Below are 13,186 nucleotides of genomic sequence, written 5' to 3'. Positions count from 1 at the left end.
TACGCTTTTATTAAATTTCGGAGGTGGCTGATTATTAGCAAAGATATGAATGTCAATGAGAGTATTCGAGCACGCGAGGTGCGTCTCATTGATTCAAATGGGGATCAATTAGGAGTTAAATCTCGTCAAGAAGCATTGGACATTGCTCAAACTAGAAACCTTGATTTAGTATTGGTGGCGCCAAAAGCAAAACCACCAGTATGTCGTATCATGGACTACGGCAAATTCCGTTTTGAGCAACAAAAGAAAGAAAGAGAAGCACGTAAAAAACAAAAAGTAATTAACGTGAAAGAAGTTCGTTTAAGTCCAGGTATTGAAGAGCATGATTTCAATACGAAGCTTCGTAATGCACGTAAATTCTTAACAAAAGGAGACAAAGTAAAAGTCTCTATTCGCTTCCGTGGACGTGCGATTACCCATAAAGAATTAGGTCAAAAAGTATTAGAACGTATGGCAGAAAAATGTGGTGACCTTTCAACTGTTGAGCAAAAAGCAAAAATGGAAGGCCGCAGTATGTTCATGATGCTAGGACCTGTAAACGAAAAGAAATAAATCGTTAATAAGGCGATAAGTTAAATAGATTTAGTTTTAAGGAGGAAGTAATTATGCCAAAAATGAAGTCCCACAGCGGAACAGCTAAAAGAATGAGAAAAACAGGTTCTGGGAAGGTAAAACGTTCCCATGCATTTACAAGTCACATGTTTGCAAACAAGTCTCAAAAACAAAAGCGTAAACTTCGTAAATCCGATCTTGTATCAGCTGGAGACTACAAACGCATCAAACAAATGTTACCTAAGTAAGTAGAACATTGAAAAGATTGAAAGATAAAATAACAGATTAGATTCGTTGATTTATAGGAGGGAAATATTATGGCACGTGTTAAAGGTGGAACAGTTACACGAAAACGTCGTAAACGTATATTAAAGTTAGCTAAAGGTTATTATGGAGCAAAACATTCATTGTTCAAAACTGCAAAACAACAAGTAATGAAATCAGGTCAATATGCATATCGTGACCGTCGTCAGAAAAAACGTGATTTCCGTAAACTTTGGATTTCTCGTATCAATGCTGCGGCACGTATGAATGATCTTTCTTACAGCCGTTTCATGCATGGTTTAAAACTTGCTGGTGTTGAAGTAAACCGTAAAATGCTAGCTGACTTAGCTGTAAGTGATGAACAAGCATTTACACAATTAGCAGACCAAGCAAAATCTGCTTTACAATAAGATCGTAATATATAACGGATAGTTCTGATTAGAGCTATCCGTTTTTCTACGTTTAAATAGCACTTTGCAATTGACTCTGATTATTATGTTGTTTGTGACACAGAAGAAACTGAAAAAATTATCAACTACAAACTAGCTAAGGTTGTGAAGACATGTTTATATATTTAGTAATTATAAATATTATTTCGTTACTAACGATGTGGATAGACAAAAGGAAGGCAAGAAAGAATAAATGGCGTATACCAGAAGGAAGGATATGGCTATTTGCCATCATTGGCGGTGCACTTGGAGCCACTATTGGAATGCATGTATTTCGACATAAAACAAAGCATACACTTTTTTTAATAGGGTTACCTTTTATCGCAATCATTCAATGGGTATTGATCATTATGTATTACATATAATTGCTGTCATAAAGGCTCGTCTCTTGTCATATTATTAAACAGAAGGAGCTGGTGAATGATGCCAATTGAAATGCTTAGCCAAATTAAAGTAATGGAGAGCTATGTATTTGTAGCCCCTGTGCTATTTATTATGGTGCATATTCTTCGCCCTTTGTTTTTTATTCCGGTATTACTACTGTGTGTTACGGGGGGGGTTGTGTTTGGCTTATTAGCTGGTACCGTGTATTCCATTATTGGTTTAATGATCTCGAGCATTTTATTTTATCTGATCATTCATTTGTTACCTGCCCTGGAAAAGCGCTGTAAACGATTGGAAGAAAAGTTATTAGGTAATGAACTATCGTTAAACACCATTCAAATTATGTTATTAAGGATGCTGCCTTTTATCCATTTCCATCTTTTATCTTTTTGTATATATAAAAAATCCGTAAGTTTTACATCATACTTACGGACGACTTTTTTAACTGTCATACCAGTTGCTTGTTTTTATACCACCTTAGGTAAAACCATTCAAGAAATATCCATCTCTTATGCGTTACCACTTGTAGTAATGATTTTAATCCTTGCTTATTTTGTGAGAAGGAAGCAAGTAATTATTAAGTGGCAAACTTTTTTTCAGCAAAACGCAGCCTAAAAAAAACTAGGTGCAATTTGTCTGTAAATCAAAAATTAAATAAGGCTAATACCTGATAGTTTAGTGGGTCACTGATGAAAGACTCACCTAATAGGTAAAGCATCAATGAAGGAGTCCATGCCATTATCCAGTGGTTAGTGTGGCTCCTTAATTTTTTTTATAAGGTAAGAAGTATATAACTTTGTGATTATTCTATTCTTTGTTGTTCACTTTGAGAGGTATCGAGAGAAAGACTCCGCAAGGGATTATTTCCTTGTCTCTACTAGATAATGCTCAAAATTCCACCAAAAAGGGTGCATCAAATTCCGCATTGGCGATATGCTAGGACGTAATAGTTAGTGTCGTTGTGGCAAAAAAATTTCGATGGGACGAGTCATTGCAGTCCCAGAACGTTGCAAATTTAACCGAGTTGATCCTTTCTATCGAACTTTTGGGACACGCACTATATAATGTTAATTTAACTACCTCAGAAAATTTTTTAGAAAAGTCAATAAATTGTCCGTTGCAACGGTCAAAGACTAGTGAAACGTTTTCTATAAATTGAGTTATTATAAAAATAGGAAGGAGGAGGGCTGTGAGTTCAAAAGATAATCGTGAACAAAAGCTGTTACTGTTTCTTTCAAAAAATCAAGATTACGTAAAATCAGAGAATCTAACAGAAATATTAAATGTTTCTCAAAAAACAGTATACCGTCTTATAAAAAAAATTAACGATGAGCACGAAGAAGGTTCATTAATTCTATCTGAAAAAGGGAGAGGGTATAAACTAGATTACGAAAAATTCATTAGCTATCAAAAAATCAATAAGAAGTACAAAGAGAATCACTTTTCTCCTTCAGAGAGACGTGAACGAATTATGGAAGAATTATTATTGTATTCACCTAAACCTATAAATATATATCGCTTATTTAACAAATATTATGTAGGTGATTCAGTTATTTTTAATGATGAACAAGTAATGGGTGAAGAACTGAAAAAGTACGATTTAACTTTAGAACGAAAAAACAAAACGCTAGTTATACTAGGGGAAGAGTTTAACATTAGGAAGGCTATTAAGGACATTATTGAGATATTTAATATTATTGATATCGATGATTTAAAGAAGAATAAAGAACTTAATTTCAATAAGTACGACGTTTTGTTTATATTGGATCAATTAAGAAATATTGAGGAATATTTAGATATAACCATTCCCTATCCATATAATGTAAACATATTTTCGCACTTGTATATACTACTAAGTCGCTCAAGAAAAACTCCTGCTTCCAACTTTACTGATGAAATTGCTAAAGATGAAATACAAAATATGAAAAATGATTCTATTTTGTATCAGGTTGCCAAAGTAATAGTCAGTAATATTGAAAAATATCTAAATAGTGATTTACCAGATATGGAGATTTATTTTCTTTATCAATACTTAGTTTCATCAAGGATGCAAGGATCATTTGTACAAACAACCTCTCTTTCATCCGAAGTTATCCAAGTGACAAAAGTATATATTGAAGAAATGAGTATTAAATTAGGAATTGATATAGAGAAACAGTCTATATTTATTGATTTAGCCAACCATATTAAACCAATGCTTAATAGGTTAGAACATAAAATTCGAATTAGAAACAACTTATTAAGCGAAATTAAGACAACCTATGAAGAGATATTCGTGGATGTAACTAACGTATCTAAAGTTGTAAGTGAACAATTCAACTTACCGACAATTAATGATGATGAAAACGGTTTTATTACTCTGTATTTTGCAAAAATTATTGAAACGAGCCAGCATCAACGTCCTATCAAAACGCTTATCATGTGTACTACTGGGATTGGAACTTCAGACCTTTTAAAAGTAAAAGTATCAAAAAAATTTCCTGAATTAGAAATCGTTGATGTCATAGCAACTCGTAATATGCAAATGATTAAAGAGAAACACTCTGATGTTGAATTGATCTTGAGTACTGTTCATATGGAGGATAAAATGCCCAATCATTATTTATTAGTAAGTGCGTTGTTTACATTGGAAGATCAAAAGAGACTTCAAAAAAAGATAGAGGAGATTTACCTTGAACGATAATTCATTCTATCAAGTTTATTTTAATTGTAAGTTAGAAACGAAAGAAGAAGTACACAATTTTATTTCTAACATTGTATGTCAAAATAACTCTTCTATCAAAGAGGAAATTGTAAATCAGCTTATTAGAAGAGAAGAAGCAGGAAGCACATTAATAGCTGAACACGTAATGTTACCTCATATTGAAAGCGATCATGTAAAGAAGAGTCAAATTATATTCATACGCTTAGCTAAGCCAATAGTGACTTGGGACTATCAGATAGAAGATATCTGTTTATTAATTGTTCTTTTATTGAAGAGAAACGAAAGTGAAGAAATAAAGAAAAAGATATCTTTATTTACTAGGACTTTAGCAGATGAAGAGTATTTAAACCGATTGTTGAATAGTAAGGAAAGATATAATTTTGAACAAGAAATTATAACAATATAAGAGTTGTTGTATGTACTGTTGGAATCGCACACACTGTAATGTACTAGAAAAGTATGAAATGTCACAAATAAAAGCAGGAGGAGAGAAAAGGTGGAAATAGATAATATAGTAGATTTAGAAACTATCAAAACCAATATGCATGCTAAAAGTAAGGATGATGCATTAAAAGAATTAGCAGAATTATTATTACAAAATGAATACATTAGCGATATTAATGGTTTCATGACAGACATTTATGAGAGAGAAGCAGAGGGTCAAACAGGGATCGGTAATTATATTGCTATTCCTCATGGAAAAAGTAATTTTGTAAAAGAAATAGGAGTAGCTATAGGGATTAATGAGGAAGAAATCCCGTGGGAAACCCTGGATGGGAACGGAGTAAAAGGAGTCATCCTTTTTGCTGTTGGAAATGACAATGAAGGATCACAAAATCATTTAAAGTTATTATCATTATTCGCGAGAAAATTAGGAAATGATGAAGTAGTTGAAAAATTGTTACAGTCAAAAAATCCTGAAGATGTAAAAGAAGCTTTCGGTCAGTAAAAAGGAGGAAATGTTTATGAATATAGTAGGAATTGCCGCGTGTACAGTAGGAATCGCACACACATATATTGCACAAGAAAAATTAGAAAATGCCGCAAAAAAAGCAGGTCATGAAATAGCCATAGAAACACAAGGAACAATTGGAACAGAAAATGAATTAACTGCAGAACAGATTGCTGATGCACATGTCGTTATTTTAGCAATCGATGTTAAAATCTCAAATCGAGAACGTTTTGAAGGAAAGCGAATTATTGAAGTACCAACTGAAGTTGCTGTGAAATCACCAAATAAACTGATTGAAAAAGTAGAGAAAATTTTTGAGCAAAGTAATCAAGAGAGGGAAGGCAAATGAAAAAAATCAAAGAATTGAATCTTAAAGGTCATTTACTAACTGCGATTTCCTATTTGATTCCAATTGTGTGTGGAGCGGGTTTTTTAATAGCAATTGGGATGGGCTTTGGAGGTTCTAGTCAAGATCAATTAATACAAGGTGAATTTTCCTTTTGGGATGCTTTAGCAACAATGGGCGGAGCGGGGTTAGGTTTACTACCCGTAGTCATAGCTACAGGTATTTCTTACTCCTTTGCAGAAAAACCCGGGATAGCTCCAGGTTTTATTATTGGTCTAACAGCTAATGCAATCGGTGCTGGATTCATCGGTGGGATTTTAGGAGGATTCTTATCGGGGTATCTTGCAGTTGCCATTTTGAAATATTTGAAAGTTCCTAAGTGGGCTAAAGGATTAATGCCAACCTTAATCATTCCCTTTTTAACCTCCATTATTGGTGGTTTAATCATGGTTTACATAATTGGTTCACCAATCTCTGCTTTTACTTCGTTATTAACCAATGGATTAAACAGCTTAGGTTCTTCTTCATTATTAGTATTTGGTGGAGTAATAGGTTTATTAAGTGGAGTTGACTTCGGTGGTCCAATTAATAAAACTGTATTTGCCTTTGTATTGACCATGCAAGCGGAAGGTGTTAATGGACCAATTACAGCATTACAATTAGTCAATACAGCAACACCAATTGGCTTTGGATTAGCTTATTTTATAGCTAAATTGTTCAGGAAAAATATTTATACAACAGTAGAAACCGAAACATTGAAATCGGCAGTTCCGATGGGTGTTATTAACATTGTTGAAGGTGTCATTCCAATTGTAATGAATGATATTATTCGCTGTGTGATTGCTACAGCTGTAGGTGGTACTGCCGGTGGTGCAGTATCGCTGCTGTTAGGAGCAGATGCAACCGTTCCATTTGGAGGAGTTCTGATGTTACCAACTATGACGAATCCATGGACAGGAGTTGCAGCACTACTAGTAAATATCCTTGTAACAGGAGTGACCTTAGCACTAATTAAGAAAAACAAGACTCAAGATGAAATGTCGTTGCAAACAGAAACTGAGGAAGACGATATTGATTTAGATGATATTAAAGTCTATTAATATAAATATGAGTGTATTTAACTGAATTTTTTGTTCCAGTAAAAAATTGAAGATAGTGGGAGACGACAAACTCAAATAAAGTTAGAAATTCTGATCACATTTAATAGTCGCCTATATTGCTAATGGGTTATCCTGATTTTGTTTCGTTTCGGGGTTCCGTTAGCCTAGTACAGATATAAAGGCATAGAGAAATTGGTAAATATATCGAATAAAAGGAGTAAATAGAATATGAAAAAAATAGAATTTTCACCATCACTGATGACAATGGATTTAGATAAATTTAAGGAACAAATTACTTTTTTAAACAATCATGTAGATTCTTATCATATCGATATTATGGACGGGCATTATGTTCCCAATATTACATTATCTCCATGGTTTATCGAAGAAGTACGAAAAGTAAGTGATTTACCTTTATCAGGTCATCTTATGGTAACTGATCCCAGCTTCTGGGTTCAACAATTAATTGATGTGAAGTGCGATTGGATTTGTATGCATGCAGAAGTACTTGATGGTTTGGCTTTTCGATTGATTGACCAGATACATGATGCGGGATTAAAAGCAGGAGTAGTATTAAATCCTGAAACTTCTATTGAATCGATTTTTCCTTATATTGAATTAGTAGATAAAATTACGATTATGACAATTGATCCAGGCTTTGCCGGACAACGATTTATTGAAAGTACACTAGATAAAATTGTAGCTTTAAGAGAATTACGAGAAAAAAAGGGTTATCACTACGTCATTGAGATGGATGGATCTTCCAACCGAAAAACATTTAAAAACATTGATGCAGCCGGTCCTGATATTTACATCGTGGGTCGCAGCGGTTTATTTGGATTAGATCAAGATATCGAAAAATCGTGGGAAATCATGAGCAAAGATTACGAGGAAATGACTGGAAAAGTAATATTGTAAAAAACGTAAAGAGGCAGGGACAAGAACAATAAAGGATTAGTTGCAAATACCTTAGTATATGGAGGTAATGATGTAAATGAAAATTGATTCAACGTCTTCAGCAATTTTTTTCGATTTAGATGATACGTTATATGATTTAATGGCACCATTTGCAAGTGCACTGCAAAAAGAACTGCCTCATGTATCACACATACTTGATAGTGAAATAGATTTATTCTTTTCAGCCACTCGACATCATATTGATGGATTGTGGAAAGAATACCTTAAAGGAGAAAAGACGCTTCAAGAAATTAGAATCGAGAGGTACCGGCTTGCTGCTAGGGACTTTAACTTGACGATATCAACGGATGAAGGCAAACGTCTGCAAGAACAATATGAGGTAGAGCAAGCTAAGATTTCACTTCCGGCAGATGTTGAAGCTCTTTTACGTGAATTGAATGACAAGAATGTGTGCATTGGAATAATTACTAATGGAACAACTGAAGGGCAGACGAACAAAATAAAAACGTTGGAGTTAGGTCAATATTTCTTGGATAACCATATCTTTATCTCAAATGAGATAGGTTTGGCTAAACCACAACCTGAAATTTTCCATTTCGTACATGAGCGCTGTCAACTAGAGAATTATACGTGCTATTATATAGGCGATTCATGGAATCTGGATGTAGAAGGTGCTCTGTCTACTAATTGGTATCCGATATGGTTCAACCACCGTGATCGAGAACCACAACGCCAAACGGAAGGTTACTTAGAAATTTCTAATCTTAGCCAATTATATATTGTTTAATGAGTCTTTATTAAACAATATATATTACTAAGTTTGTACTTTTTATATCTTTATCTGGTTTAATATTCCTGTCGTCATGATAGCTGTCTGAATGGATACGTATTTGTATCCTTATTAAACGGGGTTTGAAAAATTTAAAATCCCGTTTATTTCCTCATTTTGGCGGTTTCCATTTTCTCTATTCACCCTACCTAAAGCTTAGAAGACCAGCCCGTTATTATTTTAAATGTAGTTTATTAATTGGATATTTCCACTCTATTTCAGCGTGAGGATAACGAATTAATATTTCTTCTTCTAAGAAATATAGATCCTTGCGCTCAAACCCTTTCAATTTCTCAGGGTTCTTGGTATGCATTACTATATTAATGACCTCAAAGGCATCTTCTGTTGTACCTAAATACTTTTCTCCTTCAAATACAAACCCTTTAAACGTAATAAAAAAATTTTTCTTAATATTATCATTGAAATCAAGGAAATAAAATTCACACTTCTCCTGAGCTACTTCCAATTTCCTTTTCGGATTTACGATATATTTATAAGCAGTATATATTAATACAATCATAGCAATAACTACTAAAAAACGAAAAAGAATAATGATCACAGACATCCACTCCTAAAATTACAAGACTTCTAAGTATACTTACGAAGTTATTGATGTTTTGGTTTCAAAAAAACAAACAAAACATGCTATAATATGAGAATAAATCCAAAAACTAGAGGGAGAACAATATGAATTGGCAAACACTTTTTGATATGCAACGAGAACTAGATAATTATATTTTAGCACAACATGATTTGAAAAACGAAAATGTTTTTGATAAAAAGGTATTAGCGCTTTTGGTTGAAGTTGGGGAATTAGCCAATGAAACTCGATGCTTCAAGTATTGGAGTGTAAAGCCAGCAAGTGAAAAGTCTGTTATTGCCGAGGAATATGTAGATGGTATCCACTTCATCCTATCATTAGGTTTGGAATTAGGACTTGATCAATATCAGGCAGGTAATTCAATGGATGATGAAGACTTAACATCATTATTCCACCAGGTTTTCCGATCCATTTCTGTGTTGAAGGAAGAACAGTCAGTTGAAACTTATAATCAAGTATTTGATACATATTTAAAATTAGGTGAAAAATTAGGTTTTTCTGCAAATGATATAAAAAAAGCCTATGTGGATAAAAATAAAATTAACTTTGAACGACAAAATCAAGGTTATTAATTCTAGGAGGAAAATGATATGTCAAATTATGAGCAACTAACCATGTTAAAAGAATTAACAGATGCACGAGCAATTCCAGGTGATGAAAAAGAAGCCCGAGAAGTAATGAAGAAATGGATTTCACCATATGCTGACAAAGTGTATACCGATAATCTTGGAAGTTTAATTGCTGAAAAGAATGGCAATGAAAATGGTCCGAAAATCATGGTAGCTGGCCATTTGGATGAAGTTGGATTTATGGTCACACGTATTGATGACAAAGGTTTTGTTTACTTCCAAACAGTTGGTGGATGGTGGAATCAAGTTATGCTAGCTCAACGTGTAACGGTTTTGTCCAAAAATGGAGATGTTACAGGTGTAATTGGTTCGAAGCCACCACATATCTTATCAGCGGAGGCTCGTAAAAAGCCAGTGGACATTAAAGATATGTTTGTTGATATTGGTGCATCAAGTAGAGAAGAAGCTGCTGTGTTTGGAGTGAAACCTGGTGATTCGATTGTGCCATACTTTGAATTCACACCAATGAAAAATGAGAAATTACTACTAGCTAAAGCATGGGATAATCGAATTGGTTGTGCGATTTCGATCGAAGTATTACGTAGATTAAAAGGAGAAGATCACCCTAACCGAGTATACGGCGTTGCAACAGTACAAGAAGAAGTTGGATTACGTGGTGCCAAAACATCTGCGTACGCGATTGAACCAGATATTGGTTTTGCAGTGGATGTTGGTATTGCGGGAGATACACCAGGTGTGTCAGATAAAGAGGCAGATAGTAAAATAGGCGATGGGCCACAAATAATACTCTATGATGCGTCTATGGTATCTCATAAAGGATTAAGAGATTTTGTTGTGGATACAGCAGATCAACATCAAATTCCATACCAATATGGACATTTAGCAGGTGGCGGTACCGATTCTGGTTCTATTCATTTGACTGCAAATGGAGTACCAGCATTATCAATTACCATTGCTACGAGATATATACACACACATGCTGCGATTTTACATCAAGATGACTTCGAGAATGCTGTTCAACTAATTGTTGAAGTAATTAAGAAATTGGATAAAGACACGGTAGATAACATCACCTTTTCTTAAGAGGTAGCTCACAAGGGAACATCACAGTAAAATAAGTGAATTGTTTGGGATCATCCTTATAAGGGTGATCCCTTCGTGAGTATGAGGGGCTTTCTTATCTGGATATAGGACCAATGCTCTACTATTTCCTGGACTTGTTGCTTCTTCCTTGGAAAAGTACACCGCTTCCTTGGAATTCCCTTTCTCTTCCTTGGAAATATTCATTTTTCCAAGGAAGAATAATACTTTTCCAAGGAACAAAAAAACACGAACATCCAACTTGATGTTCGTGTATTGTCATCATTCGAGTACTTCTGTTCAGTCTCTTTGGTTATGCTAAGTATTGGCCGAGTACTTTTTGTACGTAGGATTGCGTTTCTGCAAATGGAGGAACATCGTTGTATTTATCAACATTCCCTGGACCTGCATTATAAGCAGCTAATGCTAGTGTTTTATTCCCGTCATATCGATCCAACATTTGTTTTAAATATTTTGCTCCACCTAAAATATTTTCAGCAGGATCTAATGGATTTTGAACACCTAATCCTTTGGCTGTGTCAGGCATTAATTGCATTAATCCTTGAGCACCAGCATGACTGACTGCATGTTGATTGTAATTTGATTCGGTTTGAATTACCGCATCAATTAATTTTGGATCTACGTTATATTGCGTTGCTGCTTGGTCGATAATAGTAGTAATATCCTGATTAAAAGCTGTACTATCTGAAATATCAGTAAGCGAGTTAGCAGTTACCTGTGACCTTATCGATTGGGGCAACTCAGGGTTATTCAGAAAATTTTCTGCAGGAATCTCACTATCACTAGATGTATTCGTATATTGTGAATTTCCGATTAGGGATTGAAATAATTGATTAAAATCAGTATTTGTATTATTGGAATTAGTTGTGCTCGTAACAGTAGACATTGCTTGCATTTGCATTAAATGATAAATGGATTGTACGTTCAATGAAACGCTCTCCCTTTTTGGTAAAATATATCTATAATAAATATACAATTTTTCACACCAAAAAGCAATATAATGAATGAAAATAGAGGGACTTGATCAAAGTCAAGCCCTTTTAGCTTATTGTTGTTTAACAGCTTGTTCTAATGCGTCGAGGACTTCTGTTTTATCTGATTCGTCTGCATTTTGCCAATATATTTCAAATAAGACACCAAGACCAGGAAGCATTTTTTCTTCGCCACTCTCAATGGCATCGACAATGGTTGCTTCTAAATCATTAGCAGAATTGCCAGACACGTTGGACATGATTGCTTTTCTTAAATTTAAATCCATATTATCACCCCATCTTTTACATTTTTCATTATAGTTTGACCTTAATAAAGATTAATATGTATGATAGAAACATCAAAAAGGGGAATGAGTGTATGTTAACATCTGTTAAAAATGAAAAAATAAAGAATTGGCGAAAACTAAAAAAGAAAAAGGAACGAGATCTACAGTCACAATTTATGATCGAAGGCTTTCACTTAATTGAAGAAGCACACAAAAGTAACTGGGCAATCATAGAAATAATTTATCAAACGGGAATAGAAGTGAATGCGGACTGGCTTACCTACCCTTCCTATGAAGTGTCAGATAATGTGATGGCAGCTCTAACGGATACCAAAACACCACAAGGTATAATGGCAGTTGTGCGTAAAAATAAGTGCAGTGAAAGACAGAGTAAGCGTGCCTTACTGGTAGATCGAATCCAAGATCCCGGGAATTTGGGAACCATGATTCGAACTGCAGATGCAGCTGGATTTGATACAGTGATCTTAGGTAAAGGAACCGTCGACTTATTTAATGATAAAGTTATTCGATCTACCCAAGGATCAATGTTTCATCTGCATGTTTATGAAGCGGATTTAAATGATGAAATCGCTCGTCTACAACAGGAAGGCATAGAGGTATGGTCAACAGGTTTAGATAATGCGACCTATTATCATAAACTGGAAGTCCCTGAAAAGCTTGCTATAATGGTTGGGAATGAAGGAGCTGGAGTGGATCCGGAACACATGAAAAAATCAACACAAAATGTTAAAATTCCAATATACGGGCAGGCAGAATCCCTAAATGTTAGCATTGCCGCTGCTATTCTTATGTATGAAGTAGCAAAAAAATGAACAGTGGGACTTGCAACATTTGCAATGCTTGCTTATACTATATAAAGTAAAAACATTTAAAAAGCGTCGAAAGAGCTAGTAAATGTGTGAAAAATCGTTTCAAGGAAAGAAGCATCATAGACTGAAAATGCTTCTAACGATCACATGTAGAAATTTCACTCTGGAGCTGACACTTAGACCTTGCTTAGCAAGTAAAGGTGTTCCGGTTTATGCCGTTATCTTTATAACTTGAGTGGATATAGTTAAACCTATATCAACAAGGGTGGTACCGCGATACATACAGTCTCGTCCCTTTATACCTAGGG

The 13,186-nt window shown here is 34.5% G+C and carries 18 protein-coding genes and 1 other annotated feature; of the genes, 15 read left to right on the top strand and 3 right to left on the bottom strand.

All coding sequences use genetic code 11. The features are described 5' to 3' along the window. Positions 1-45 precede the first annotated feature (45 nt). From infC to BM121_RS13705, 12 genes are all read left to right on the top strand, one after another. Complete coding sequence (infC, locus tag BM121_RS13760) at positions 46-552, top strand: translation initiation factor IF-3 (RefSeq protein WP_139220273.1); 507 nt, start codon at positions 46-48, stop codon at positions 550-552. 53 nt (positions 553-605) lie between these two features. After that, complete coding sequence (gene rpmI / locus BM121_RS13755) at positions 606-800, top strand: 50S ribosomal protein L35 (protein WP_091484224.1); 195 nt, start codon at positions 606-608, stop codon at positions 798-800. Positions 801-869: 69 nt separating this feature from the next. Beyond that, positions 870-1,226, top strand: a complete 357-nt coding sequence (rplT, locus tag BM121_RS13750) for a 50S ribosomal protein L20 (protein WP_091484223.1) — start codon at positions 870-872, stop codon at positions 1,224-1,226. Positions 1,227-1,378: 152 nt separating this feature from the next. Next, positions 1,379-1,630 (top strand): DUF1294 domain-containing protein, encoded by a 252-nt coding sequence (locus BM121_RS13745; protein ID WP_091484222.1) that lies wholly within the window; start codon positions 1,379-1,381, stop codon positions 1,628-1,630. 55 nt (positions 1,631-1,685) lie between these two features. Then, entirely contained in the window at positions 1,686-2,264 is a 579-nt protein-coding gene (locus tag BM121_RS13740; protein ID WP_091484221.1) for a TVP38/TMEM64 family protein, read from the top strand. Positions 2,265-2,838: 574 nt separating this feature from the next. Beyond that, on the top strand, positions 2,839-4,332 hold the full coding sequence (locus tag BM121_RS13735) for a BglG family transcription antiterminator (protein WP_091484220.1): 1,494 nt from the start codon (positions 2,839-2,841) through the stop codon (positions 4,330-4,332). Continuing rightward, complete coding sequence (locus BM121_RS13730) at positions 4,322-4,759, top strand: PTS sugar transporter subunit IIA (protein WP_091484219.1); 438 nt, start codon at positions 4,322-4,324, stop codon at positions 4,757-4,759. The genes BM121_RS13735 and BM121_RS13730 overlap by 11 nt, the downstream gene beginning before the upstream one ends. A 90-nt stretch (positions 4,760-4,849) precedes the next feature. Next, on the top strand, positions 4,850-5,302 hold the full coding sequence (locus BM121_RS13725) for a fructose PTS transporter subunit IIA (RefSeq protein WP_091484218.1): 453 nt from the start codon (positions 4,850-4,852) through the stop codon (positions 5,300-5,302). Positions 5,303-5,318: 16 nt separating this feature from the next. Then, a complete protein-coding gene (locus BM121_RS13720; protein ID WP_091484217.1) occupies positions 5,319-5,654 on the top strand; it encodes a PTS fructose transporter subunit IIB in 336 nt (111 codons plus the stop codon). Continuing rightward, the gene (locus BM121_RS13715) at positions 5,651-6,751 is read left to right on the top strand and encodes a PTS fructose transporter subunit IIC (protein ID WP_091484216.1); all 1,101 of its coding nucleotides are present in this window, start codon (positions 5,651-5,653) and stop codon (positions 6,749-6,751) included. Before BM121_RS13720 ends, BM121_RS13715 begins: the two co-directional genes overlap by 4 nt. A 228-nt stretch (positions 6,752-6,979) precedes the next feature. After that, a complete protein-coding gene (gene alsE, locus BM121_RS13710) occupies positions 6,980-7,669 on the top strand; it encodes a D-allulose 6-phosphate 3-epimerase (RefSeq protein WP_091484215.1) in 690 nt (229 codons plus the stop codon). Between the two features lie 76 nt (positions 7,670-7,745). Then, on the top strand, positions 7,746-8,456 hold the full coding sequence (locus BM121_RS13705; RefSeq protein WP_091484214.1) for an HAD family hydrolase: 711 nt from the start codon (positions 7,746-7,748) through the stop codon (positions 8,454-8,456). Between the two features lie 217 nt (positions 8,457-8,673). Here the strand turns inward: BM121_RS13705 and BM121_RS13700 are convergent, their stop codons facing one another. Further along, a complete protein-coding gene (locus BM121_RS13700) occupies positions 8,674-9,057 on the bottom strand; it encodes a sigma-w pathway protein ysdB (protein WP_091484213.1) in 384 nt (127 codons plus the stop codon). A gap of 128 nt (positions 9,058-9,185) precedes the next feature. Between BM121_RS13700 and BM121_RS13695 the strand changes: the two genes are divergently transcribed. After that, on the top strand, positions 9,186-9,671 hold the full coding sequence (locus BM121_RS13695; RefSeq protein ID WP_091484212.1) for a dUTP diphosphatase: 486 nt from the start codon (positions 9,186-9,188) through the stop codon (positions 9,669-9,671). Between the two features lie 18 nt (positions 9,672-9,689). Next, on the top strand, positions 9,690-10,772 hold the full coding sequence (locus BM121_RS13690; RefSeq protein ID WP_091484211.1) for a M42 family metallopeptidase: 1,083 nt from the start codon (positions 9,690-9,692) through the stop codon (positions 10,770-10,772). 310 nt (positions 10,773-11,082) lie between these two features. Here the strand turns inward: BM121_RS13690 and BM121_RS13680 are convergent, their stop codons facing one another. Then, positions 11,083-11,718, bottom strand: coding sequence for a lytic transglycosylase domain-containing protein (locus BM121_RS13680; RefSeq protein ID WP_091484209.1), 636 nt, complete (start codon positions 11,716-11,718; stop codon positions 11,083-11,085). Between the two features lie 117 nt (positions 11,719-11,835). Next, complete coding sequence (gene sspI, locus BM121_RS13675; protein ID WP_091484208.1) at positions 11,836-12,048, bottom strand: small acid-soluble spore protein SspI; 213 nt, start codon at positions 12,046-12,048, stop codon at positions 11,836-11,838. Between the two features lie 92 nt (positions 12,049-12,140). Here sspI and BM121_RS13670 point away from each other — a divergent pair, with 92 nt between their 5' ends. Continuing rightward, positions 12,141-12,881 (top strand): TrmH family RNA methyltransferase, encoded by a 741-nt coding sequence (locus tag BM121_RS13670; RefSeq protein WP_091484207.1) that lies wholly within the window; start codon positions 12,141-12,143, stop codon positions 12,879-12,881. Positions 12,882-12,938: 57 nt separating this feature from the next. Continuing rightward, positions 12,939-13,177: a binding site (T-box leader), on the top strand. Positions 13,178-13,186: the final 9 nt, after the last annotated feature.

The sequence above is a fragment of the Gracilibacillus orientalis genome (assembly GCF_900114645.1).
Classification (GTDB): Bacteria; Bacillota; Bacilli; order Bacillales; family Amphibacillaceae; genus Gracilibacillus; species Gracilibacillus orientalis.
Note: the sequence above shows the minus strand (reverse complement) of the source record. Positions and strands in the feature narration are given on the sequence as shown.